The sequence below is a fragment of the Pseudomonas grandcourensis genome (assembly GCF_039909015.1).
Classification (GTDB): domain Bacteria; phylum Pseudomonadota; class Gammaproteobacteria; order Pseudomonadales; family Pseudomonadaceae; genus Aquipseudomonas; species Aquipseudomonas grandcourensis.
Genome location: NZ_CP150919.1, coordinates 5,275,064 through 5,298,141, shown reverse-complemented (window position 1 = coordinate 5,298,141; position 23,078 = coordinate 5,275,064). Strand labels below are relative to the sequence as shown.

Below are 23,078 nucleotides of genomic sequence, written 5' to 3'. Positions count from 1 at the left end.
ATGAACAGGGCGGATATCCGCCAAATAGCAGGACGACTTTTAACGGAAGGGCGGAAATCCGCCACCTGCTTGTATCCATCCGATGACAGGGAATTCGCTGTAACCCCGGAGATCAAAAGGCTTGCAGGGATTTTACGGAAGGTGGCACGGGCCTTGCGATACAACGTGTAGATGCCTGCCGTTGCGCAGCTCGAAAAAACAAATCCCTCCAGTGCAGGAGGGTTCGCAATTGCGGTGTTGCGGGCAACAGATGGATGTTGTCACCGGGCACCCTTGAGGAACTTTGCAATGACGACTCGTCAGCCACTGTACAAATCCCTGTATTTCCAGGTGATCGTTGCAATTGTCATCGGTATCGCGCTCGGTCACTTCTATCCGCAGCTCGGTGTGGCGGTAAAGCCGCTGGGTGACGGGTTCATCAAACTGATCAAAATGATCATCGCCCCGATCATCTTCTGCACCGTCGTCAGCGGTATCGCCGGCATGCAGGACATGAAAGCGGTCGGCAAGACCGGCGGCTACGCGCTGCTGTACTTCGAGATCGTTTCGACCATCGCATTGCTGGTCGGTCTGGTCGTGGTCAACATCGTGCAGCCGGGCAATGGCATGCACATCGACGTCACCACCCTCGATGCCTCCAAGATTGCCACTTATGTTGCAGCCGGTGCGGACCAAAGCGTCGTCGGCTTTCTGCTGAACGTGATCCCGGCCACCATCGTCGGCGCCTTCGCCACTGGTGACATCCTGCAAGTGCTGATGTTCTCGGTGATCTTCGGTTTCGCCCTGCATCGCCTGGGTGCCTACGGCAAGCCGCTGCTGGACTTCATTGATCGCTTCGCCCACGTGATGTTCAACATCATCAACATGATCATGAAGCTCGCGCCAATCGGTGCCTTCGGTGCCATGGCCTTCACCATCGGTGCTTACGGTGTCGGCTCGCTGGTGCAACTGGGTCAGTTGATGGCGTGCTTCTACATCACCTGCCTGCTGTTCATCCTGATCGTGCTGGGCTCCATCGCCCGCCTGCACGGCTTCAGCGTGCTGAAAATGATCCGCTACATCCGTGAGGAACTGCTGATCGTGCTGGGTACTTCTTCTTCGGAATCGGTACTGCCACGCATGCTGATCAAGATGGAGCGTCTGGGCGCGCAGAAATCCGTAGTAGGCCTGGTGATCCCGACCGGCTACTCGTTCAACCTCGACGGTACTGCGATCTACCTGACCATGGCCGCGGTGTTCATTGCCCAGGCAACCGATACGCACATGGACATCACGCACCAGATCACCCTGCTGGTGGTGTTGCTGCTGTCGTCCAAGGGCGCTGCGGGCGTGACCGGTAGCGGTTTCATCGTACTGGCTGCCACCCTGTCCGCCGTGGGCCACCTGCCGGTTGCCGGCCTGGCGCTGATCCTCGGCATCGACCGCTTCATGTCCGAAGCCCGTGCCCTGACCAACCTGGTCGGCAACGCCGTGGCCACCATCGTTGTGGCCAAGTGGGTCAAGGAACTGGACACCGACGTGCTGCAAGCGGAGCTGGCTTCGGGCGGTCGCGGCATTGCCGACGAGCCTAAAGACGATGTTTTGGGCCACGTTGAAGGGGCAACCCCGACTAGCGCCAAGTAAGCCTTGTCGTAATGAAAAACCCGCTTCGGCGGGTTTTTTCATGCCCGGCGTTTGAGCGCAACGGTCACTGCTCGTGGCGTATAAGGTGATTGCTGCAAAGCGATCGGCTGCCTAGGCTGTGGGCATCGTTAAGGGAGAACGCTCATGCTCGGTCCACTGGCATCACTCAAGGTTCTGGATTTCTCGACACTGCTGCCGGGGCCGTTCGCCTCGTTGCTGCTGGCGGACATGGGCGCCGAAGTGCTGCGCATCGAATCACCGACCCGCATGGACCTGTTGCGGGTTTTGCCGCCCCACGATCAAGGCGTGTCAGCCAGTCATGCCTACCTCAACCGCAACAAGCGCAGCCTCGCCCTGGACCTCAAGCAGCCTGAGGCGCTGGAGGTGATCAGGTCGTTGCTGCAGGACTACGACATCGTGCTCGAGCAATTCCGTCCGGGTGTCATGGAGCGTCTGGGGTTGGGGTACGAAGCCCTGAAGGCGATCAATCCGAAATTGATTTATGTGTCGATCACCGGCTACGGCCAGACCGGCCCCTACAAGGACCGTGCCGGCCATGACATCAATTACCTGGCCCTGTCCGGGCTGGCGAGTTACACCGGCCGTGCCGACACTGGGCCGCTGCCGTTGGGCATGCAGGTGGCGGATGTCGCCGGTGGTTCGCTGCACGGGGTGATTGGCTTGCTGGCGGCGGTCATTGCCCGGCAGCAAACCGGGCAGGGTCAGCACCTGGATGTCAGCATGACCGACTGCGTGTTCAGCCTCAATGCAATGGCGGGTGCAGGGTATCTGGCCTGTGGCGTCGAGCCGGGCCCGGAAAATCAGGTGCTCAACGGCGGCAGTTTCTACGATTATTACCGCTCCCGGGATGGGCGCTGGCTGTCGGTGGGCAGCCTGGAGCCGGCCTTCATGAAGCAGTTGTGCGCGGCATTGGGGCTGGAGGAGCTGACCGGCCTCGGCATGTCACCGCAACCGGCGCATCGGAAACAGCTTAAAGACGCACTGAAGGTCGAATTCGAAAAGCATGACTTTGCCGAGTTGCGCACGCTGTTCGCCGGACTGGATGCCTGTGTCGAGCCGGTGTTGAGCCTGGGAGAAGCGCTGCATCATCCGCAGTTGCAGGCTCGGGAGTTGGTGGCCGACGTTCCCCGTGGCGATGGCTCGTCCCAGGCGCAGATGGCTTGTCCGCTGAAGTTTTCACAAGGGTTGCCTGAGCCCCGGCATATTGGCGCGGCGCTGGGGCAGCATACGGATCAGGTGTTGGGGGAGTTGGGGTTCAGTGCGGAGCGGATCGAACAGTTGCGGCGAGCCAGGGTGATTCTTTAGTGCCTGTCAGGCCGCCATCGCGAGCACAAACACCGGAAATCCAACTACTCGACCCGCATCTCCCCACTGAACACCAAGGTATTGCGACACCGTCGGCACAAGTACCGTCGTCCCTGCCGCACCAGGCCGTGGCGCTGGGCCGAGAACGGGAAGTCGCTGTCGGCGCACGGACACTTGTAGATGTAGCGGGTCACGCTGCGGCGTTTGACGTCATAGGTGTGGCAGCGGTTGGGCGGCAGTTCGTACACACCGCGCATGATCAGTTGCCACTCTTCGCCATGGGGTTGTATGCGGTCGCCGAACAGCTGGTGGGCGATCAGGTGCGCGACTTCATGGGCCACGGTCTGCTTGAGGAAATCTTCGGTGTTTTCCCGGTACAGCTGCGGGTTGAAGCGCAGCAGGTTCTCGTGCAAATGCGCGACACCGGCTTTTTGCCCGCGCAGCTTGAGGCTCACCACAGGGCGCTTGAAAGGTCGTTTGAAAAAGGATTCGGCTAGTTGGAAACAGTCTTCGACGCGGGTATTGAGTTGCTCGGGCATGCTTGATGGATCTCCAGAGCGGTCGAGTATGCCGCAACCCTCGGACCTTGCGAATCGCCAGGTTGACGAATGGTCGTGTGCCGTCTCGTTGCTGAAGAATGAAAAGGCCGCCTTGCGGCGGCCTTTGTCGGCAGTTCCGATGTTCAGTGATGAGCGGCTAACTGGTGTAGACCGGGCCGACGCCGAGTCCCCAGACAATGACTGTGAACGCCATGATGGCGACCAGCACCACCAGGCCTACGGCGAGCACCGAGCTTGAAAACAGGAAGCCCTCGTCAGATGGAATGTTCATGAAAGTCGGCAAGCCCACGTACAGCAAGTACACCGTGTAGCAGATGGCGGCGGTGCCGATGATCATCCCTAGCCACAAGTGCGGGTACAAGGCGGCGAGTCCGCCGATGAACAGCGGTGTGGCGGTGTAGGTGGCAAACGCAATGCAGCGGGCTAGGCTTGGGTTGGCGTCATAGGTGCGGGCCATCCAGTGGATGAATGCGCCCATTACCGCAACACCGCCGAGCATCGCCAGGTACGACATGATCGTCATCCATATCGCGCTTTCTACGGTCAGCATCACGGGAGGTCGATTGCCGATGACCCAGCCGACCTTTGTGGTACCAATAAAGGCAGACACGGCGGGGATCGCCGCCAGGATCAGCGTATGGGTGAGGTACATGTGGCTGATGCTTTCCTCCTGGTCGCCACGGATTTCTTTCCATTCTTGGTCAGGGTGGGTGAAGAGCCCCACTACGTGATGGATCATGCCAGTCACTCCTCTTGTTTTTACCGTCGCCCCCCAGCGGAGCGCCTACGGGCCAATACGGCCAAGTAAGTCATAGGTCTGAATTTGTATGTGACCTTATGTCGCAGTATAGGGAGGAGTTTCCCCAGAGGGAGTAGGGGGTTTAGAGCAAATCGCGCTGTAAACGCAGTTGTTAATCGCCGCCGGGTCTGTGGCGAACAGCCCTTTTGGCGAGGCACTTCGCCCCTGAGGCGTTTTTGCGTAAAATGCCGGCCTTTCGTCACACCTCACGGATTTCGCGTCATGGGCACTCTCACGGTCAACCAGAACAAACTGCAAAAGCGCCTTCGCCGACTGGCTGGTGAGGCGGTTGCCGACTTCAACATGATTGAAGACGGCGACAAGGTCATGGTCTGCCTGTCCGGTGGCAAGGACAGCTACACCATGCTCGATGTGCTGATGCACTTGCAGAAGGTCGCGCCGATCAAGTTCGAGATCGTGGCCGTGAACATGGACCAGAAGCAGCCGGGCTTCCCGGAGCATGTGCTGCCGGCCTACCTCAAGGAACTGGGGATCGAGTACCACATCGTCGAGAAAGACACTTATTCGGTGGTCAAGGAGCTGATTCCGGAAGGCAAGACCACCTGCTCGCTGTGCTCGCGCCTGCGTCGCGGCACGCTCTACACCTTCGCCGATGAAATCGGCGCGACCAAGATGGCCCTCGGTCACCACCGCGACGACATCGTCGAAACGTTCTTCCTGAACATGTTCTTCAACGGTTCGCTCAAGGCCATGCCACCGAAGCTGCGCGCCGACGATGGCCGTAACGTGGTGATCCGCCCGCTGGCCTACTGCAACGAAAAAGACATCCAGGCCTACTCGGACTTCAAGCAATTCCCGATCATCCCGTGCAATCTCTGCGGTTCCCAGGAGAACCTGCAGCGTCAGGTGGTCAAGGAAATGCTGCTGGACTGGGAGCGCAAGACCCCGGGCCGTACCGAGAGCATTTTCCGCAGCCTGCAGAACGTGATCCCGTCGCAACTGGCGGACCGCAATCTGTTTGACTTCACCAGTCTGAAGATCGACGAAAGCGCCGCATCGCGTTTCGTCAATGTGGTCAACCTCTAACCACATTTGGTTTTTGTTTCATACCTCAGGAGAGGGCATGCGCGATTACAAGTGGCTTAACGAGTACTGTCTGAACCGCTTCGGTTCGGCGGCTGAACTGGAAGCCCATCTGCCCGTTCCCAAGACTCCGGCGCAACTGCGCAAGATCAGCGACGATCGCTACCTCTCGATGATGGCGCTACGGGTATTTCGCGCCGGGCTCAAGCACAGTCTGGTGGATGCCAAGTGGCCGGCCTTCGAAGAAGTGTTCTTCAAGTTCGACCCGGAAAAAGTCGTGCTGATGAGCGCCGAGCACCTTGAGCGCCTGATGCAGGACACGCGGATCATCCGTCACCTGGGCAAGCTCAAGAGCGTGCCGCGCAATGCGCAGTTCATACTGGACGTGGCCCATGAAAAGGGCAGCTTCGGTGCGTTGATCGCCGAGTGGCCGGTGACCGATATCGTCGGTCTCTGGACCTTCCTGAAAAAACGCGGACATCAGTTGGGCGGGCTGTCAGCCCCGCGCTTCCTGCGGATGATCGGCAAGGACACCTTTGTACCGAGCTACGACGTTGTGGCGGCGCTGAATGCGCAGGACATCATCGACAAGGTGCCGAGCAGTCTGCGCGACCTGGCGCTGGTGCAGGATGTGTTCAACCAGTGGCATGAGGAAAGTGGCGGGCGGCCGATGAGCCAGATTTCGATGATGCTGGCTTATACCGTCAATCATTAAGACCGAGTCGCCCCCTTCGCGAGCAAGCCCGCTCCCACATTTGAAATGCGATCAAATGTGGGAGCGGGCTTGCTCGCGAAGGCGTCAGATCAGGCGACGGAAATCTCACCCTCACCAGCCAATTTACGGTTCAACTGATACCGCCACCGCACATACAACAACGCCGAGCAAAACACCGCCAGGCTCGCGCCCATCTCCAGCAAACCGAAGATTTGCCGGTTCGGGTCATAGGCAGCCAATGCGCCCTTGATGAAGTACAGGTTCACCACAAAGCACATCCACGAATGCCCGCGAGGGCTGCCGATGATCATCCCCGGTGCCAGAATCAGCAGTGGCACCAGTTCGATCAACAGGATCACCCAGGGGCGTGCCCCATGCAGGTCGGCAATCGCCAGGTAGTAAACACACAGCAGTCCCACCAGGCCGAAAAAACACAGCAGGCTGATGGCGCGCATTGCCTTGACCCGTGGTTCGAGCCATTCGAGGGCGGGCAGGATCTTCGGCTTCTTGGCCACCTCAGCTCTCCAGTTTCTGTGCAGTCTTGGCCAGGCGCATGCCCAGCGCGCGGCACAGCGCCACTTCATGGGCATCCAGACCGCTTTTGCCGTCGGCACCGGCGTGGTGGCTGGCGCCGTATGGCGTACCGCCGCCCTGGGTTTCCAGCAGTGCCGATTCACTGTACGGCAGGCCGGTGATCAGCATGCCGTGGTGCAGCAACGGCAGCATCATCGACAGCAGCGTGGTTTCCTGGCCGCCGTGCAGGCTCGCGGTGGAGGTGAACACACCCGCCGGTTTGCCCACCAGGGCGCCGGTCAGCCACAGGTTGCTGGTACCGTCGAGAAAGTACTTGAGCGGCGCGGCCATGTTGCCGAAGCGGGTCGGGCTGCCGAGCGCCAGGCCGGCGCAGTTCTTCAGGTCGTCGAGGCTGGCATAGAGCGCGCCTTCGTCGGGAATCTCCGGCGAGACGGCTTCGCACTCTGTGGAAATCGCCGGCACCGTGCGCAGTCGGGCCTCAAGCCCGGCCTGTTCGACGCCACGGGCGATCTGCCGGGCCATTTCGTTGGTCGAGCCGCTGCGGCTGTAGTACAGGACCAGAATGTACGGTGCGCTCATGGCAACAGTTCCAGGATCTGCTCCGGTGGGCGGCCGATGATGGCCTTGTCGCCGACTTCGAGAATCGGTCGCTCCATCAGTTTCGGGTGGGCGGCGATGGCGGCGATCAATTGCACTTCGCTCAGGCTGCTGTCGGCCAGGCCGAGGGTCTTGTACTCGTCCTCGCCGGTGCGCAGCAATTGCCGGGCGCTGATCCCGAGTTTGCCCAGCAGGCTCTGGATCTGCGCGGCGTCCAGCGGGGTTTCCAGGTAGCGGACCACGGTCGGGGTCAGGCCACGGGCTTCAAGCAGTTCGAGCGCACCGCGGGATTTCGAGCAGCGCGGATTGTGATAAAGCGTCAGATCGGTCATGAGCGGGTCGCATCTTGCGTAAGGTGGCGGCTATTCTAACTGTGCAGCGCGCAATCCAGAACCGTGAGAGGCGATGGGTCGCAGGTGCATTCAATTTTTGACAAGGAACACGACATGACAAGGCGACTGGCAGCGGCATTGGCGATCATCGGAGCGTTGATGCTGGGGGGCTGCGGTAATGACTATGGTATCGACCAGGACGGCCACAAGATCGCCGCCAACCGACTGGACGGCAAATGGCTGGTCCTCAACTACTGGGCAGAATGGTGCGGGCCTTGCCGTACCGAGATACCGGAGTTGAACGCCTTGGCCGAGCAACTCAAGGACAAGAAAATCGGTGTGTTCGGGGTTAACTTCGACAATGTTCAGGGGCAAGAGCTGAAGGGCGCGAGCGAGAAACTGGGGATCAGGTTCACCGTGCTGGCCCAGGACCCTTCCGAACTGTTCGAGCTGCCGCGCAGCGAGGCGTTGCCGGTGACCTACATCATCGATAACAAGGGCAAGGTGCGTGAGCAATTGATGGGTGAGCAGACGGCGGCGGGAGTGATGGCGAAGCTTGAGGCGTTGCAGGCTAAAAACTGAGTGAAGTCACTGATCGTTCCCACGCAGAACGTGGGAGCGATCACCGGAAGAGGATCAACCCTCCTCAAGCCACCAACGCAGCGGCTTGCCTTCGGCTGGCCAGAAGCGTAGCTGCTCGATCGGGGAGACGTCCCAGCGCTGGACGTTTTCCAGGGCTTGAAGGAAGCGTTTTTCCTGTTCCATCAGCGCCGGCGCGCACAATTTGCGGGTGCTGCCGATTTTGCCGAAAGTCAGTTTGTCGCCATCGAGGGTGTACGGCGCGAACCAGTGGTTGCAGCCGCCATTGCCGTAGGCCCGGCCGTCTTCGCCGAGGGTGACGGTCAGGTGGCTGTAGTCCATCAACGGCCGCTCGCCGATCCACTCCAGAATGTAGCTGCGATTGTGTTCAAGCTGCACCGGCTCGGCGGCGCAGCCCAGCAGGCTGGCGCCGACCATAGCGGTCAGAGCGAGGCGTTTCATCACGCAGGCTCCTGGCATTTCGGGCACAGGTGTTTCTCGCCAACGGTGGTCCAGCCCAGCTCGGCAATTCGCGCGGTGGCGGCAGGTTTTTCGGCCTTGTTGCCCAGCTTGGCATCGACGGCGAACTCAAAGCTCAGCTCTTTGGCGCAGCTGTCACAGTTCACTTGCCAGGTGTGAATGGCCAGTTCGCCGAATACCGGGCCACTGGCCACCGCGACCCATTGGCCGGGCGGGTTGATCAGGTGGCGAACCGTTTCGACGGTCAGGCGCATGGACAAGTCCTTGGCACCCTTGAGGGTCACGACCAACACGTCATTGTTGCGAATCGAACCACCGTTGCCGGTGACTTGATAACGCCCCGGCACCAGGGCGCGGCATTCAGTGAGGGTGTGTTGCGGGTTCATCAGGCTGTAGCGGAAATCGTGTTCGACCATGGGTCCTCCAAATATGCGCGATATGCTAGCACGGGCTTGCACGCCGCATCGCGCAGGCAGATGACCTTCGATCTGTTTCAGTCTCCCGTCACCAGGTTTTCCGGGGTGCCCGCCGCCCAGGCTGTAATGTTGCTCAATGTGATGGTGGCAATCGCGTCCAGCGCTTCGCGGGTCAGGAAAGCCTGGTGCGCGGTGACGATCACGTTAGGAAAGGTCAGCAGCCGTGCCAGCACATCGTCTTGCAGCGGCAGGTCGGAGCGGTCCTCGAAGAACAACTGCGCTTCTTCCTCATACACATCCAGCCCCAGGTAACCCAGGCGACCGTCTTTCAAGGCATCGATCAGTGCCGGGGTGTCCACCAGGCCGCCACGTCCGGTATTGATCAGCATTGCGCCCGGTTGCATGTGCGCCAGGGACTCGCGGTTGATCAAGTGCTTGCTCTGCTCGTTGAGCGGGCAGTGCAGGCTGATGATCTGCGATTCGGCCAGCAGTTGCGGCAGGCTCAGGTAGCGCGCGCCGAGGGCTTCGACCTGAGGGTTGGGGAAGGGGTCATAGGCCAGTAGCTTGCAGCCAAACCCGCTCATGATTTTGGCGAAGGTGGCGCCAATCTGACCGGTGCCGACCACGCCGACGGTCTTGCCCACCAGGTCGAAACCGGTCAGCCCCTGCAGTCTGAAATCCCCTTCGCGAGTGCGGTTGTAGGCGCGGGGCAAGCGGCGGTTGAGTGCGAGGATCAGCGCTACCGCATGTTCGGCCACGGCGTGGGGCGAATAGGCCGGGACGCGCACGATGGCCAGCCCCAGACGCTTTGCCACCGGCAAGTCGACATGGTTGTAACCGGCCGAGCGCAGGGCGATCAGGCGTGTGCCTCCAGCGGCCAGGCGCTCGAGTACCGCCGCGCCGAGGTCATCATTGATGAACGCGCAAACCGCTTCATACCCTTGGGCGAGCGCCACCGTGTCGAGGCTCAGGCGCGCTGGCTGGAATTGCAACTCGATGCCGGCCGGTTGCTTGGCCGCGAGAAAGCTGTCGCGGTCGTAGTTCTGGCTGCTGAAAAGAATCGTACGCATGCGGTGCTCCTTGAAGGTGGCCTGCGCCGTTGAGCAAGCCGGCATTCGACAGTCGTCAGGTTAGCTCGCCGGCAGCCCTTCGCGATTGCGCTGCATCAAGCATTCATGCGCGCCTGGGCCGCCAGGCGATTGATTGCCCGGTCGAGCTCATCCAGTGCCACGCTGGCTTTCGGGTCCTGTTGCTTGAGCAGGGTTTCGCTGCGTTGGCAGGCCGCGCGCAATTGCGGTACGCCGCAGTAACGCGTCGCGCCATGCAGGCGATGGACCCGTTCGATCAGGGCGTTGTGGTCATTGCTTTGCTGAGCCAGTCGGATGGCTTCGCGGTCAGCCTCCAGTGACGCCAGCAGCATTGCCAGCATGTCTGCAGCCAGATCAGCCTTGCCGGCGGCCAGGCGCAAGCCCTCCTCGTGGTCGAGCACCAACAGGTCATGGGCACCAGCATGCCCATCGCCGGAACGCTCAGGACTGTGATTGCGCAGCGCCAGGCCGCTCCACTTGAGCACCACCTGCGCCAGTTGCCGTTCGCTGATCGGCTTGGTCAGGTAGTCGTCCATGCCGCTTTGCAGCAATGCACGTTTTTCGTTGGCCATGGCGTGGGCGGTGAGGGCCACGATCGGCAGCGGTGTGCAATGGCGTTCGCTTTCCCACTGGCGGATCGCCTCGGTGCTCTGGCGACCGTCCATGCCGGGCATCTGCACGTCCATCAACACCAGATCGAATGTCTCGTTCTGTACCGCCTTGACGGCGGCATAGCCGCTTTCCACCGCGAGCACCCTGGCGCCCATGTCTTCGAGCAGGGTCTGCACCAGCATCAGGTTGGCCGGATTGTCGTCGACGCACAGCACCTTCGGTGCGCGGCTGGACACCGGTTCACTCGGTTCGCTGCGCATCGGGCGCGGATTGACCAGGTCAGACAGGGAGCGTCGCAGCTTGCGGGTGCAGGCCGGTTTCGCCTGGAGCTGGCTGTGGGGGTTGGGCACGGAAAGATGGAACAACGTCTGTTCAGTGGTCGGGCACAGCACCAACACTTTGCAGCCAAGATGCTCGAGGTCCCAGATGTGCTGATTGAGGCGTTCCGGCGGCATGTCGTTACTGGTGATGCCGAGTACGGCAAGCTCGATCGCCTGGTCGGTCTGATGGGCGGCGGTGACGCCATTGGTCAGGCTTTCCAGGGTATTGAACGGTGTGGTGCTGAGGCCGCAGTCTTCCAGTTGATGCTGCAAGGCCTGCCGCGCCAGCTCGTGGTTTTCCAGTACCGCCACCCGTCGCCCGAGCAAGGGTGCGCAGGGCAGGTCTTCGGCATCGTCGCGGGCTTTCGGCAGGCTCAGGCTGATCCAGAACTCCGAGCCTTCCCCCGGCGTGCTGTCGACGCCGATCTCACCGCCCATCTGTTCGATCAGGCGCTTGGAAATCACCAGGCCCAGGCCGGTGCCGCCGGGTTGCCGCGACAGCGAGTTGTCGGCCTGGCTGAAGGCCTGGAACAGGGCGCGCACGTCCTGGTTCGACAGACCGATGCCGGTGTCCTGAATGCTGATGCGCAACTGCACGGTGTCTTCGTGTTCTTCTTCAAGCATGGCGCGGGCGACGATGGTGCCTTCGCGGGTGAACTTGATCGCGTTGCTCACCAGGTTCGTCAGGATCTGCTTGAGCCGCAGCGGGTCGCCCACCAGTGACAGCGGCGTGTCCCGATACACCAGGCTCACCAGCTCCAGCTGCTTGGCGTGGGCGGCCGGGGCGAGGATGGTCAGGGTGTCCTGAAGCAGGTCGCGCAGGTTGAATGGAATATGGTCGAGCACCAGCTTGCCGGCCTCGATTTTCGAAAAGTCGAGAATCTCGTTGATGATCCCCAGCAGGCTGTCGGCGGACTTTTCGATGGTACCCAGGTAGTCGAGCTGGCGTGGGGTGAGCTCGCTTTTTTGCAACAGGTGGGTGAAGCCGAGAATGCCGTTGAGCGGCGTGCGGATTTCATGGCTCATGTTGGCCAGGAACTCGGACTTGATCCGGCTCGCTTCCAGGGCTTCCTTGCGCGCCAGGTCCAGTTCGATGTTCTGGATCTCGATGGTTTCCAGGTTCTGGCGCACGTCTTCGGTGGCCTGGTCGATGCTGTGCTGCAATTCTTCCTGCGCATTTTGCAGGGTGCCGGCCATGCGGTTGATGCCGGAAGCCAGCTCGTCCAGCTCCTGACTGCCGAGGGGCGGCAGGCGGGTTTCCAGATGACCGTCCTTGAGTTGGGCCACGGCCTGCTTGATCTGGCTCAACGGCCGATTGATCGTGCGACCCATGCGCAGGGCCAGCAGTGCCGCACCCGTCAGTCCCCCAGCGATCAGCATCAGGCTGGCGAACAGGCTGCGGTAACCACGCAACAGCATGCTGTTATGGGACAGTTCCAGTTCGACCCAGCCCAGCAGGCGGTCGGCTTCTTCGGGAATCACGTCCCCGGCCAGGTTGCGGTGTTTGCCGAACACCGGCAGCAGGTAGCGGGTCGCATCGTTGCCACTGCGGCGCAGCATCTGTGTACCACTGCCGGAGGGTGTCTGGTTGAGCATGGTCGGGCCGGCGTGGGCCAGCAGCGTGCGGTCAGGGGCCAGGAAGGTCACGGCCCGTACGTCGGTTTGCTCCAGGGCCTGGGTGGCGATGCGTTCGAGCAGTTCGTTGTCCTGATGGCCCATGGCGGGCGCCGCCAGTGGCGCCAACTGCTCGGCGATCATTTCGCCGCGCTGCATGAGCTGGATGTGCAGGTCAGCCTGTTGCATCCAGGTAAAATAACCCCCTAGCACCAACGCCATCAGGCTGGTCGGCAACAGGGTCAGCAACAGCACGCGGCCTTTGATTCCGAGTTTCTTAAGCACGCATCTCTCCTGCATCCCGCTATTTATAGACCTGTACATGCATCCGCCATGCACCACTTGCGCAGTGTAGCGATTTGCTCGCGGGCAATCCTGGTAAAAATGGTGCCGTCATTCGTCGGCACGGGCGACTCTTTGGCGATACGGACAAACCGTGGGTTGCCCCTGGCGAGGCAATCTTGAATAATCACCTAACTGAGAATTATTTGCAGATAGTCATGACTCCCATCACTGCTGGCCTCCCCCGAATCCTGTCCATCGAAGACGACCTTGTGCTCGGCGCCTACGTGCATGAGCATCTGGACCGCAGCGGCTTCCAGGTGACCTGGTGCCAGAACGGCCAGGAAGGCCTGGACATTGCCCGCAGGGAAGCTTTCGACGTGGTGCTGATGGATATTCTGCTGCCGGGCATGGATGGGCTGGCGGTACTGACTCAATTGCGTCAGAGCCATTCCACTCCGGTGTTGCTGATGTCGGCCCTCGGTGCCGAGGCCGATCGCATCAGCGGCTTTCGCCTGGGGGCCGATGATTACCTGCCAAAGCCCTTCAGCATGGTGGAGTTGGGGGTGCGCATCGAAGCCATTCTGCGGCGCGTGGCACTCGACCGCCGACCCGCGCCCGCGGTGCCGGCCCCGTCGATGGACAGCCTGCGTTTCGACGATGAAAGCTTCGAGGTCTTTTATGGCCATCAGGCCGCTGGCCTGACCCGTAGTGAGTATCGGTTACTGGAGACGCTGCACCGCAGCGCCGACGAAGTACTGAGCAAAGCCTTCCTTTATCAACAGGTGCTGCAGCGCGGTTACGCGGCCCATGACCGCAGCCTGGACATGCACATCAGCCAGATTCGCCGCAAGCTCAAGGCCATTGGCTACACCGAGCGCGAAGTGCGTACGGTATGGGGCAAGGGTTACATCCTGAGCGCCACCGATGAAATGTAACTTGCCGGGCAGACATTCGCTGTTCTGGAAGCTGGCTTGTCTATTGGTCGCTTTCTGCCTGCTGATGATCTGGTTGAGTTGGTCCTGGGGCCGTTACATGGAGGAACGTAACCAGTTCCTCTCCGATGAGGCTCGCGGCACCCTGTCCGGTTATGCCGCCGAAGCCGAGCAGGCGTGGCGGCAGCGCCAGAGCGCCGGTATCGATGACTGGCTGCAAGGCATGCATCAGCGGGAAAAAGGCTGGGTCGGTGTCATCGGCGGTGATTTGCAGTCCTTGAGCAACCAATCGCTGACGGACAAGGAAGTCGAACGCCTGACTTTTTTGCGCGGCCTCGATTGGCCAATCCACAAGAAAGGCCAACCGTGGATGCGCATACCGTTTCCCGGTGATCCGTCCGCCGGCAGCCTGGTGATCGAGTTGCCCAAGCGCTTCGTACCCGGGCGTTACCGGGTGTTCTGGCGGGTGATCACCAATGGCGTGATTCCGGGATTGTTCACCTTGCTGCTGTGCGTCGGGCTGTATCGCCTGTTGGTGGTGCCGCTCAATCACTTGCGCGCGCAGGCCAATGCCTGGCGTGCCGATCAACTGAACGTACGGCTGTCGACCCGGACCACCAATCGATCGGATGAACTGGGTGAGTTGGGTCGGGCGTTCGATCACATGTCCGAGCGCCTGCAAAGCACTGTGGCCTTGCAGCAGCAACTGCTGCGTGATCTGTCCCACGAATTGCGTACTCCGCTGAGTCGCTTGCGGGTGGCCAGTGAAAGCGAGCAGGGGCTGGAGCCATTGCGCGAACGTATCGGCCGTGAGGTCGATGGCATGCAGCGTCTGGTGGAAGACACGCTGCAACTGGCTTGGCTCGATACCGAGCGCACCCGATTGCCCGACGAAGCGATCCAGATCCAGGCCCTGTGGGAAATGCTCACGGAGAACGCCTGCTATGAAAGTGGTTGGCCCGATACGCAGTTGCAATGCACCGTAGATTCATCCTGCTGGGTTCGCGGTCATCTCAACACCCTGGCCCAGGCATTGGAAAACATTCTGCGTAATGCCATTCGTCATTCGCCGGCCGGAGGCATTGTCCAATTGGGCGGACGGCGTGATGGCGATTTCTGGCACCTGTGGCTGGAAGATCACGGCGGTGGCGTAGCGGAAGCTGATCTGGAGCGGATCTTCCTGCCGTTCACCCGACTCGACGGTTCGCGACCGGGGGATGGTGGATTCGGGCTGGGCTTGAGTATTGCCCGGAACGCTGTGCAGCGTCAGGGCGGACAGCTATGGGCGCAGAACACCGGGACCGGGTTGCGCCTGAACATGCGGTTATTGGCGGATGTTAATAGCACCAGTGCCGACGCCTTCGCGGGCAAGCCCGCTCCCACACTGACCGTGTTTGAACCGCGAAACGTGTGATCACCTCAGCCCCCTGTGGGGGCGAGCCTGCTCGCGAAGAGGCCATGATCTTCACCGCAAAATATCTGCTTATTCCCATTAGCCATAAGCACCACACTTTGCGTGATATGGCCTGGGAACGTTTGCCGGTATGATAGTCACCCCCGCAGTCTGGATTGCGAATACGCCATGACCTTGCAGTACCCAACCATCGCCGATTGCGTCGGCAACACTCCGCTGGTCCGTTTGCAGCGCCTGCCCGGCGCCACCAGCAATACCCTATTGCTCAAGCTCGAAGGGAACAACCCGGCGGGTTCGGTCAAGGACCGTCCGGCGCTGTCGATGATCACCCGCGCCGAACTGCGCGGGCAGATCCACGCCGGCGATACGCTGATCGAGGCGACGTCGGGCAACACCGGGATCGCCCTGGCCATGGCCGCTGCGATCAAGGGTTACAAGATGATCCTGATCATGCCGGACAACTCCAGCGCCGAGCGCAAGGCGGCCATGACGGCCTATGGCGCCGAACTGATTCTGGTCAGCCAGGAACAGGGCATGGAAGGCGCCCGTGACCTCGCGCAGAAGATGGAAGCCGAAGGTTGCGGCAAGGTACTGGATCAGTTCGCCAACGGTGACAACCCCGAGGCGCACTACACCACCACCGGCCCGGAAATCTGGCGCCAGACCCAGGGCACCATCACCCATTTCGTCAGCTCCATGGGCACCACCGGCACCATCATGGGCGTGTCGCGCTACCTCAAGGAGCAGAACGACAACGTGCAGATCATCGGCCTGCAACCGATGGAAGGCTCGGCGATCCCGGGGATCCGCCGCTGGCCTCAGGAATACCTGCCGAAGATCTACCAGGCCGACCGCGTGGACCGGATCGTCGACATGGCCCAAAGCGAAGCCGAAGACGTGACCCGTCGTCTGGCCCGCGAAGAGGGCATTTTCTGTGGCGTGTCCTCGGGCGGTGCCGTGGCGGCAATGCTGCGTCTGTCCAAAGAAGTTGAAAACGCGGTGATCGTCGCGATCATCTGCGACCGTGGCGACCGTTACCTGTCGACCGGCATTTTCGACGCGCCCAACTGATGGCCAAACATGAAAGAGGCCTGCGCTTCCAGCCCACCGGCGGCAGTAAGGCCCCGCAAGTCCCGACTGGCAAAAAGCAGCGCCTGACCATCGAGCGCCTGGCCAATGACGGTCGCGGTATCGCGTTTTTCGAAGGCCGGACCTGGTTCGTCATCGGCGCATTGGCCGGTGAAGAGATCGAGGCGCGCGTGCTCGGTGCCCACGGCAAAGTGGTCGAGGCGCGCACCGAACGTGTGTTCAAGGCCAGCGAATTGCGCCGCCCGGCACCGTGCGCCCATGCCGGCCGCTGCGGCGGTTGCAGCGTGCAGCATCTGCCCCACAACGAACAGCTTGCCCTGAAACAGCGGATGCTTGCCGAGCAGTTGTCGAGGGTCGCGGGCGTCGAACCCGAAGAGTGGGCGGCGCCATTGAGCGGTGCGGAGTTCGCTTACCGGCGTCGCGCCCGCGTGGCGGTGCGCTGGGACATGAAGGCGAAAAAACTCGAAATCGGTTTCCGTGCCGCCGGCAGCCAGGACATCGTCGGCATCGATGATTGCCCGGTGCTGGTACAGCCCTTGCAACCGATCATGGCCCGCTTGCCGGAAATGCTGCGGCGCTTGAGCAAACCCCAGGCACTTGGGCATGTGGAGTTGTTCAGCGGCTCGACGCTGGCCGTGTTGCTGCGGCACATGGCGCCGTTGTCCGATGCCGACCTGACCATCCTCAAGGAATTCTGTGCGTTCCACGGAGCCCAGTTATGGCTGCATGGCGACGGCGAACCGCAACCGGTCGAGGCCGATCAGTCGTTGGGCTATCGTCTTGAACAGTGGGATCTGGAGCTGGCGTATCGTCCCGGGGATTTCATCCAGGTCAACGCCGCCGTCAACGAAGCGATGGTCGCCCAGGCACTGGACTGGCTGAAGCCGACAGCGGATGAGCGCGTACTCGACCTGTTCTGCGGCCTGGGCAACTTTGCCTTGCCGCTGGCCAAGGCCGCTCGTGAAGTGGTGGCGGTCGAAGGCGTGCAGGTGATGGTCGATCGGGCCGCGGCGAATGCAGCTAGCAACAATCTGCATAACGCGAAGTTTTTTCAGGCCGATTTATCCCAGCCTTTGACAGGCGCCGAATGGGCCACCGAAGGCTTTTGTGCGGTACTCTTGGACCCACCGCGTGACGGTGCTTTCGAGGTCGTGCGCAAGCTCAGGAGCCTGGGCGCCGAACGATTGGTGTATGTGTCGTGCAACCCTGCAACTCTGGCGCGCGACACGGTCGAATTGATCAAGCAGGGCTACCGGTTAAAACGTGCCGGGATTCTCGATATGTTTCCTCAAACGGCACATGTCGAGGCCATGGCGTTATTTGAAGCGAGCTAGGATGCTCGTCTAGTCCGACTGGCCCGCCCGTGCAGCCGCGCACCCAGCCCGATGTGGGCGCACGGGCAACGAAGGTCAGCGATTTGACGCATTGAATCTGCGTCGTAGGGAAGGTAAGCAAGATGGTACAGGTGAGAGCACACCAGCCGATCAACACCGACGGCAGTATCAATCTCGAGGCTTGGCTCGATCATGCGGTCAGTGTCGATCTGGCACTGGATCGCGAAGCCTTGAAAGAAGCCTGCGAGTACGCTCGCGAGGCCGAACAACAAGCCAATGCGGCACAGAATCTGTGGTCGGAAGGTAACTCGACTTTCCGTACCGGGCTTGAGATCGCCGAGATCCTCGCCGACCTCAAACTCGACCAGGATTCACTGGTCGCCGCGATCCTGTATCGAGGCGTGCGCGAAGGCCAGATCAAGTTGCCGGCCGTCAGCCAGCGCTTTGGTCCCGTGGTCGCCAAGCTCATCGACGGCGTGCAGCGCATGGCGGCGATCAGTGACAGCCTGAGCCCGCGCAAATCCATGGTGATGGGCACTCAGGGCCAGGTGGAAAACCTGCGCAAGATGCTGGTGGCCATGGTCGACGATGTGCGCGTCGCCCTGATCAAACTGGCCGAACGCACCTGCGCGATCCGTGCGGTGAAGACCGCCGACGACGAAAAGCGCAACCGTGTGGCCCGGGAAGTCTTCGACATCTACGCGCCGCTGGCCCATCGCCTGGGTATCGGTCATATCAAGTGGGAACTGGAAGACTTGTCCTTCCGTTACCTGGAGCCCGACCAGTACAAGCAGATCGCCAAGTTGCTGCATGAGCGGCGACTGGATCGCGAACGTTTCATCAGCGACGTGATGAGCCAGCTGAAAAACGAATTGCAGGCCACCGGTGTCGATGCCGACATCAGCGGCCGGGCCAAACACATTTATTCGATCTGGCGCAAAATGCAGCGCAAGGGTCTGGAGTTCAGCCAGATCTACGACGTGCGTGCCGTTCGCGTGCTGGTGCCGGAAATGCGCGATTGCTACACCGCGCTCGGCATCGTCCACACCCTGTGGCGGCACATCCCGAAAGAGTTCGACGACTACATCGCCAACCCGAAAGAAAACGGCTACCGCTCGCTGCACACCGCGGTAATCGGGCCTGAGGGCAAGGTGCTGGAAGTGCAGATCCGCACCCACGCCATGCACGAAGAGGCCGAGCTTGGGGTTTGCGCACACTGGAAGTACAAAGGCACCGACGTCAAATCCGGTTCCAATCACTACGAAGAGAAAATCTCCTGGCTGCGTCAGGTGCTCGAGTGGCATGAAGAACTGGGCGACATCGGTGGCCTGGCGGAACAGCTGCGGGTCGATATCGAGCCGGACCGGGTCTACATCTTCACCCCGGACGGTCACGCCATCGACTTGCCGAAGGGCGCGACGCCACTGGACTTCGCCTACCGCGTGCACACCGAAATCGGCCACAACTGCCGTGGCGCCAAGATCAACGGACGCATCGTACCGCTCAACTACAGCCTGCAAACCGGTGAACAGGTCGAGATCATCACCAGCAAGCACGGCACCCCAAGCCGTGACTGGCTGAACCCGAACCTGGGTTACGTCACCACGTCGCGGGCACGGGCGAAGATCGTTCACTGGTTCAAGCTGCAGGCCCGTGACCAGAACGTTGCGGCCGGTAAAACCCTGCTCGAGCGCGAACTCAATCGCCTCGGCCTGCCGGCGGTGGATTTCGACAAGCTGGCCGACAAGGCCAACATGAAAACCGCCGAGGACTTGTTCGCCGCCCTCGGTGCCGGCGATTTGCGCCTGGCGCAACTGGTCAACCTGGCGCAGCAACTGGTCGAGCCGGAGCGTGGCAACGAGCAACTTGAGCTGATTCCACGCAAGGCCACCGGTTACAAACCGGGCAAGCGCGGCGACATCCAGATCCAGGGCGTCGGCAACCTGATGACCCAGATGGCCGGCTGCTGCCAGCCGCTGCCTGGGGATGCCATCGTCGGTTACATCACCCAGGGCCGTGGCGTGAGCATTCACCGCCAGGACTGTGCCTCGGTGCTGCAACTGGGCGGGCGGGAGCCCGAGCGGATCATCCAGGTCAGTTGGGGCCCGGTGCCGGTGCTCACCTACCCGGTGGACATCGTCATCCGCGCCTACGACCGTTCCGGTTTGCTGCGTGACGTGTCGCAGGTGCTGCTCAACGAGCGGATCAACGTGCTGGCGGTCAACACCCGCTCGAACAAGGAGGACAACACCGCGCTGATGTCCCTGACCATCGAGATTCCGGGGCTGGATGCATTGGGGCGGTTGCTGGGGCGGATTTCTCAGTTGCCGAACATCATCGAAACCCGGCGTAACCGTACGCCGTGATGGCATGTTTAGCGCCGCTCCCACAGGGTCCAGTAGAGTTTGATAAATGTATTCACTTGAAGATTTATTGCACTTGATGAACCGCCTGCGCGACCCGCAGTACGGTTGCCCGTGGGACATCAAGCAAACTTACGCCACCATCGTCCCCCACACTCTGGAAGAAGCCTATGAAGTCGCCGACGCCATTGAACGCGGTGACTTCGATCACTTACAGGGTGAACTCGGCGATTTGTTATTCCAGGTGGTGTATTACAGCCAGTTGGCCCGGGAAGAAGGACGCTTCGAGTTCGCGGGCGTGGTCGACAGCATCACCCGCAAGCTGATCCGCCGTCATCCTCACGTGTTCCCCACCGGGGATCTGTATGCGCCAGTGGATGTCCCGCGCCTGAGCGAAGCGCAGGTCAAGCAGCGCTGGGAAGAGATCAAGGCCGAGGAGCGCGCAGAGAAGTCCTCGGCGCCCGAACAGCTGTCTTTGCTCGACGATGTTCCCGCCGCGCTTCCGGCGTTGTCACGTTCGGCGAAATTGCAAAAGCGTGCGGGGCAGGTCGGTTTCGACTGGCCGGACGCTCTGCCGGTGCTCGATAAAGTGCGTGAAGAGCTCGATGAAGTCCTCGAAGCCATGTCGGAAAACGATCCCGAGGCCGTGGCCGACGAGATCGGCGATCTGCTGTTTTCCGTGGTCAATCTGGCGCGGCATCTCAAGGTCGATCCGGAAACCGCACTGCGTGGCGCCAACGGCAAGTTTGAAAGACGCTTTCGTTTTATCGAACAGGCATTGCGCGAGACCCGCCGTCCCATGGAAGATTGCACCCTCGAAGAGTTGGACGCCTTGTGGGGCGAAGCCAAACGTCAGGAAAAGAATTTGCCCAGCTGCGGTTGAGCAGTGGCCTAAGTGAGTAATAAGCACCATGAGCATTTCCCTTCGCGACCAGTTGCTCAAAGCAGGGCTGGTCAACCAGAAGCAGGCCAAGCAGGTCAGCAAAGACAAGCAGAAACAACAACGCCTGGTCCACAAAGGCCAGATCGAGCTGGATGACTCCCAGCAGCGCGCGGCGCAGGAAGCCATGGCCGAGAAGGTCAAGCGCGACCAGGAGCTCAACCGCCAGCAGCAGGAGAAGGCTGAGGCCAAGGCCCGTGCCGCGCAGGTCAAGCAATTGATCGAAGTCTCGCGCCTGCCGAAATTGACGACCGAGGATTACTACAACTTCGTCGACGACAAGAAGGTCAAGCGCATCTGCGTCAACACCCTGATGCGCAACAAGCTCAGCAGCGGTTCGCTGGCCATTGTGCATCACGCTGGCGGCTACGAAGTGATTCCGCGTGAGGCGGCGCTGAAGATTCAGGAGCGCGACCCGCAACGCATCGTGCAGTTGAATGTGCAGACCGAAGAAGTCAGCGTCGAGGACGATCCGTACGCGGCCTACAAGATCCCTGATGATCTGATGTGGTAATCGCTCTTCCGGCCTACATGTTTGTTCGTACATTGCTGGATTAATCAATTGAACCCGAAAGATCGCGTCGATACGATCTCTCGGGTTTTCTTTTGCCCGAAGTATTCTCAGGGGAGAGAACTAATGGAATGAAGTTCAATGAATAAGGATATTCTCAATGCTGATAAGTATCGCTTCGTTACGCCAACCCACTTTTAAGTCGCAGCTTTCACAGCCGCGACAACTCGATCAAACCATTCACGATTATCTGGACGACGAGCTTGTCGCGCGAGCGGAGCTTGTACGGCGAAAGATCAAGGTCGCTGCGAAAGCTGCTCGCGACGATCACGGCAGTCCCGCCTGCGTTTTCGTAACCCTGCCTGAGTTTTTCTGGAACATTCCCTGGCACGAAGTCCGTAATGAACAGGAACTTCACGAACTGAGCTCTGCCTATCTGACGAAGGTGACCGAGTGTGTGACGCTGTTGATAAGCGATTTGCCGGTGGAGCGCTACGGCAAGATCGTTTTACTGGCGGGAAGTTGTGCGACGCTGATCAAGGTGGGAGAGGGGGAGTCGAGCTATTACGATGTCATTAATTATGTGCTGACCATTTCCAATAAGGAGTATGAGGCTGACATTCCGCTGATGTCGATGTGGCCGAAACGTTATGTGTCAGGAATCGATTTTGGAAGACATGTAGGCGCGGAAGACGGGTACTGGTTTTTCAAGTTGTTCGATGAGGTCGTGGTAAGGGTGAAGAGAGTCAGTGATGTACGGGCCGAGCACAGTTACTTTGGTGGTTACGAAGGGATATTCATTAATAGTCTTGTAGCGGGTTGTCCATTTGGTATCAATTTGTGCCTGGATTATGCGGTGTTGGAAGACGGTGAGCGAGACAAGGAAGTTGAACAGGCGGGGGCAAAAATAGATTTTCTCATTGCCTGCGGCATGGACTTCGATAGCAGCAAGCGTCATCTATCTTCACTTCAGTTTGCCGTCCGCAATGACGGCATGGGTGATGGTGAGTGCGAGGTGGTGAAGCTTGAGGCGGGCTGGATCGTCGGTGTTGTTCCTTCGGTGGTGGTAGACGACTCCGTTCATTTGGCTGCCATTCAGATTGTCTGAACCGCGTGCTTTGGACGCAGCCTGCCAGGGGCAGGCTGCACGGTGGTGGAGTCTTTCTTCAACGGCTTGCGAGCTCGCGGTCGCGCTCGAGCATTTCCAGTTCGGCTCTGTAGTGTTGTGCTTCGGTCTCGGAGTGGAACATCCCGACCAGCAGGTTTTGTTGATGCACGTCCCAGATCCGGATACCGGCGGCTATACCCTCGTGGGATTTATGTGAATCGTCGCGTTCAGTTACTTTTACAGTCATCTGCTAGCTCCAATCTCTGTTATCTGCAGCAAGGCGTGTGCAGGACTCTGTTATAAGTTTGGTAGCTTGCTTAGTAAACGACTGAGTTTGGTAAGGTATTTTTGCAAAAATGGAAACAGTCCTGCAGCCCGCTAAACACGCGGCTTTCGGTTGCAGGGCATTAAGTTTCATGACAAAAGCTTCATCTTCAGAACGCACCGCAGACCCTTGTAGGAG

At 60.3% G+C, this 23,078-nt stretch carries 23 protein-coding genes; 13 read left to right on the top strand and 10 right to left on the bottom strand.

The genetic code is table 11. The features are described 5' to 3' along the window. Positions 1–288: 288 nt before the first annotated feature. On the top strand, positions 289–1,623 hold the full coding sequence (locus tag AABM52_RS23685; protein WP_347908377.1) for a dicarboxylate/amino acid:cation symporter: 1,335 nt from the start codon (positions 289–291) through the stop codon (positions 1,621–1,623). A 144-nt stretch (positions 1,624–1,767) separates the two neighbouring features. After that, the gene (locus AABM52_RS23680; protein ID WP_347908376.1) at positions 1,768–2,949 is read left to right on the top strand and encodes a CaiB/BaiF CoA-transferase family protein; all 1,182 of its coding nucleotides are present in this window, start codon (positions 1,768–1,770) and stop codon (positions 2,947–2,949) included. 44 nt (positions 2,950–2,993) lie between these two features. Here the strand turns inward: AABM52_RS23680 and AABM52_RS23675 are convergent, their stop codons facing one another. Further along, on the bottom strand, positions 2,994–3,488 hold the full coding sequence (locus AABM52_RS23675) for a SprT family zinc-dependent metalloprotease (RefSeq protein ID WP_150726116.1): 495 nt from the start codon (positions 3,486–3,488) through the stop codon (positions 2,994–2,996). 157 nt (positions 3,489–3,645) lie between these two features. Then, on the bottom strand, positions 3,646–4,248 hold the full coding sequence (locus tag AABM52_RS23670) for a Yip1 family protein (RefSeq protein WP_347908375.1): 603 nt from the start codon (positions 4,246–4,248) through the stop codon (positions 3,646–3,648). A 282-nt stretch (positions 4,249–4,530) separates the two neighbouring features. Here AABM52_RS23670 and ttcA point away from each other — a divergent pair, with 282 nt between their 5' ends. Together ttcA and AABM52_RS23660 are read left to right on the top strand one after the other, a co-directional pair. Beyond that, entirely contained in the window at positions 4,531–5,355 is an 825-nt protein-coding gene (gene ttcA, locus AABM52_RS23665; protein ID WP_008051493.1) for a tRNA 2-thiocytidine(32) synthetase TtcA, read from the top strand. 37 nt (positions 5,356–5,392) lie between these two features. Continuing rightward, complete coding sequence (locus AABM52_RS23660; RefSeq protein WP_347908373.1) at positions 5,393–6,067, top strand: DNA-3-methyladenine glycosylase I; 675 nt, start codon at positions 5,393–5,395, stop codon at positions 6,065–6,067. 89 nt (positions 6,068–6,156) lie between these two features. On the opposite strand, the gene AABM52_RS23655 is transcribed toward AABM52_RS23660, so the two are convergent. From AABM52_RS23655 to arsC, 3 genes are read right to left on the bottom strand one after another with little or no spacing between them, the layout of a single operon-like run. Then, positions 6,157–6,582, bottom strand: a complete 426-nt coding sequence (locus AABM52_RS23655) for a DUF2069 domain-containing protein (protein ID WP_150754060.1) — start codon at positions 6,580–6,582, stop codon at positions 6,157–6,159. Between the two features lies 1 nt (position 6,583). After that, the gene (gene wrbA / locus AABM52_RS23650) at positions 6,584–7,180 is read right to left on the bottom strand and encodes an NAD(P)H:quinone oxidoreductase (RefSeq protein WP_046043016.1); all 597 of its coding nucleotides are present in this window, start codon (positions 7,178–7,180) and stop codon (positions 6,584–6,586) included. Continuing rightward, positions 7,177–7,530 (bottom strand): arsenate reductase (glutaredoxin), encoded by a 354-nt coding sequence (arsC, locus tag AABM52_RS23645; RefSeq protein WP_347908371.1) that lies wholly within the window; start codon positions 7,528–7,530, stop codon positions 7,177–7,179. The genes wrbA and arsC overlap by 4 nt, the downstream gene beginning before the upstream one ends. Before the next feature lie 114 nt (positions 7,531–7,644). Between arsC and AABM52_RS23640 the strand changes: the two genes are divergently transcribed. Next, entirely contained in the window at positions 7,645–8,112 is a 468-nt protein-coding gene (locus AABM52_RS23640) for a TlpA disulfide reductase family protein (protein ID WP_347908369.1), read from the top strand. Positions 8,113–8,166: 54 nt separating this feature from the next. Here AABM52_RS23640 and AABM52_RS23635 read toward each other — a convergent pair whose 3' ends face one another. From AABM52_RS23635 to AABM52_RS23620, 4 genes are all read right to left on the bottom strand, one after another. Next, positions 8,167–8,571 (bottom strand): META domain-containing protein, encoded by a 405-nt coding sequence (locus AABM52_RS23635; RefSeq protein WP_347908367.1) that lies wholly within the window; start codon positions 8,569–8,571, stop codon positions 8,167–8,169. Then, entirely contained in the window at positions 8,571–9,005 is a 435-nt protein-coding gene (locus AABM52_RS23630) for a hypothetical protein (RefSeq protein WP_007988765.1), read from the bottom strand. The genes AABM52_RS23635 and AABM52_RS23630 overlap by 1 nt, the downstream gene beginning before the upstream one ends. Positions 9,006–9,082: 77 nt before the next feature. Next, entirely contained in the window at positions 9,083–10,075 is a 993-nt protein-coding gene (locus tag AABM52_RS23625) for a 2-hydroxyacid dehydrogenase (protein WP_347908365.1), read from the bottom strand. 95 nt (positions 10,076–10,170) lie between these two features. After that, entirely contained in the window at positions 10,171–12,924 is a 2,754-nt protein-coding gene (locus AABM52_RS23620; protein ID WP_347908363.1) for a response regulator, read from the bottom strand. A gap of 215 nt (positions 12,925–13,139) precedes the next feature. Between AABM52_RS23620 and AABM52_RS23615 the strand changes: the two genes are divergently transcribed. The 8 genes from AABM52_RS23615 (at position 13,140) to AABM52_RS23580 (ending at position 22,615) form a co-directional block, all read left to right on the top strand. Further along, on the top strand, positions 13,140–13,859 hold the full coding sequence (locus AABM52_RS23615; RefSeq protein WP_347908361.1) for a response regulator transcription factor: 720 nt from the start codon (positions 13,140–13,142) through the stop codon (positions 13,857–13,859). Continuing rightward, positions 13,849–15,270 carry a sensor histidine kinase gene (locus AABM52_RS23610; RefSeq protein ID WP_347908359.1) on the top strand — a complete coding sequence of 474 codons (1,422 nt, stop codon included), beginning with the start codon at positions 13,849–13,851 and terminating at the stop codon, positions 15,268–15,270. Before AABM52_RS23615 ends, AABM52_RS23610 begins: the two co-directional genes overlap by 11 nt. Positions 15,271–15,438: 168 nt before the next feature. Continuing rightward, positions 15,439–16,341 (top strand): cysteine synthase CysM, encoded by a 903-nt coding sequence (gene cysM / locus AABM52_RS23605; RefSeq protein WP_007997169.1) that lies wholly within the window; start codon positions 15,439–15,441, stop codon positions 16,339–16,341. Then, positions 16,341–17,693 (top strand): 23S rRNA (uracil(1939)-C(5))-methyltransferase RlmD, encoded by a 1,353-nt coding sequence (gene rlmD / locus AABM52_RS23600; RefSeq protein ID WP_347908357.1) that lies wholly within the window; start codon positions 16,341–16,343, stop codon positions 17,691–17,693. Before cysM ends, rlmD begins: the two co-directional genes overlap by 1 nt. 122 nt (positions 17,694–17,815) lie before the next feature. Next, complete coding sequence (gene relA, locus AABM52_RS23595; protein ID WP_347908355.1) at positions 17,816–20,059, top strand: GTP diphosphokinase; 2,244 nt, start codon at positions 17,816–17,818, stop codon at positions 20,057–20,059. A 46-nt stretch (positions 20,060–20,105) separates the two neighbouring features. Beyond that, entirely contained in the window at positions 20,106–20,939 is an 834-nt protein-coding gene (gene mazG / locus AABM52_RS23590) for a nucleoside triphosphate pyrophosphohydrolase (RefSeq protein ID WP_347908353.1), read from the top strand. Positions 20,940–20,967: 28 nt separating this feature from the next. Beyond that, entirely contained in the window at positions 20,968–21,510 is a 543-nt protein-coding gene (locus AABM52_RS23585; protein ID WP_347908351.1) for a DUF2058 domain-containing protein, read from the top strand. A gap of 157 nt (positions 21,511–21,667) precedes the next feature. Beyond that, complete coding sequence (locus AABM52_RS23580; protein ID WP_347908349.1) at positions 21,668–22,615, top strand: hypothetical protein; 948 nt, start codon at positions 21,668–21,670, stop codon at positions 22,613–22,615. 58 nt (positions 22,616–22,673) lie between these two features. Here AABM52_RS23580 and AABM52_RS23575 read toward each other — a convergent pair whose 3' ends face one another. Next, entirely contained in the window at positions 22,674–22,862 is a 189-nt protein-coding gene (locus AABM52_RS23575) for a hypothetical protein (RefSeq protein WP_347908348.1), read from the bottom strand. Positions 22,863–23,078 lie beyond the last annotated feature (216 nt).

What these genes read in the sequence shown, in the direction of transcription:
- AABM52_RS23635 (WP_347908367.1), bottom strand. Translation starts at nt 8,571, where the DNA reads ATGAAACGCCTCGCTCTGACCGCTATGGTCGGCGCCAGCCTGCTGGGC.
- AABM52_RS23625 (WP_347908365.1), bottom strand. Translation starts at nt 10,075, where the DNA reads ATGCGTACGATTCTTTTCAGCAGCCAGAACTACGACCGCGACAGCTTT.
- AABM52_RS23585 (WP_347908351.1), top strand. Translation starts at nt 20,968, where the DNA reads ATGAGCATTTCCCTTCGCGACCAGTTGCTCAAAGCAGGGCTGGTCAAC.
- AABM52_RS23575 (WP_347908348.1), bottom strand. Translation starts at nt 22,862, where the DNA reads ATGACTGTAAAAGTAACTGAACGCGACGATTCACATAAATCCCACGAG.
- AABM52_RS23640 (WP_347908369.1), top strand. Translation starts at nt 7,645, where the DNA reads ATGACAAGGCGACTGGCAGCGGCATTGGCGATCATCGGAGCGTTGATG.
- AABM52_RS23680 (WP_347908376.1), top strand. Translation starts at nt 1,768, where the DNA reads ATGCTCGGTCCACTGGCATCACTCAAGGTTCTGGATTTCTCGACACTG.
- AABM52_RS23630 (WP_007988765.1), bottom strand. Translation starts at nt 9,005, where the DNA reads ATGGTCGAACACGATTTCCGCTACAGCCTGATGAACCCGCAACACACC.
- wrbA (WP_046043016.1), bottom strand. Translation starts at nt 7,180, where the DNA reads ATGAGCGCACCGTACATTCTGGTCCTGTACTACAGCCGCAGCGGCTCG.
- AABM52_RS23615 (WP_347908361.1), top strand. Translation starts at nt 13,140, where the DNA reads ATGACTCCCATCACTGCTGGCCTCCCCCGAATCCTGTCCATCGAAGAC.
- ttcA (WP_008051493.1), top strand. Translation starts at nt 4,531, where the DNA reads ATGGGCACTCTCACGGTCAACCAGAACAAACTGCAAAAGCGCCTTCGC.
- AABM52_RS23670 (WP_347908375.1), bottom strand. Translation starts at nt 4,248, where the DNA reads ATGATCCATCACGTAGTGGGGCTCTTCACCCACCCTGACCAAGAATGG.
- arsC (WP_347908371.1), bottom strand. Translation starts at nt 7,530, where the DNA reads ATGACCGATCTGACGCTTTATCACAATCCGCGCTGCTCGAAATCCCGC.
- AABM52_RS23610 (WP_347908359.1), top strand. Translation starts at nt 13,849, where the DNA reads ATGAAATGTAACTTGCCGGGCAGACATTCGCTGTTCTGGAAGCTGGCT.
- cysM (WP_007997169.1), top strand. Translation starts at nt 15,439, where the DNA reads ATGACCTTGCAGTACCCAACCATCGCCGATTGCGTCGGCAACACTCCG.
- relA (WP_347908355.1), top strand. Translation starts at nt 17,816, where the DNA reads ATGGTACAGGTGAGAGCACACCAGCCGATCAACACCGACGGCAGTATC.
- AABM52_RS23685 (WP_347908377.1), top strand. Translation starts at nt 289, where the DNA reads ATGACGACTCGTCAGCCACTGTACAAATCCCTGTATTTCCAGGTGATC.
- mazG (WP_347908353.1), top strand. Translation starts at nt 20,106, where the DNA reads ATGTATTCACTTGAAGATTTATTGCACTTGATGAACCGCCTGCGCGAC.
- rlmD (WP_347908357.1), top strand. Translation starts at nt 16,341, where the DNA reads ATGGCCAAACATGAAAGAGGCCTGCGCTTCCAGCCCACCGGCGGCAGT.
- AABM52_RS23675 (WP_150726116.1), bottom strand. Translation starts at nt 3,488, where the DNA reads ATGCCCGAGCAACTCAATACCCGCGTCGAAGACTGTTTCCAACTAGCC.
- AABM52_RS23580 (WP_347908349.1), top strand. Translation starts at nt 21,668, where the DNA reads ATGCTGATAAGTATCGCTTCGTTACGCCAACCCACTTTTAAGTCGCAG.
- AABM52_RS23660 (WP_347908373.1), top strand. Translation starts at nt 5,393, where the DNA reads ATGCGCGATTACAAGTGGCTTAACGAGTACTGTCTGAACCGCTTCGGT.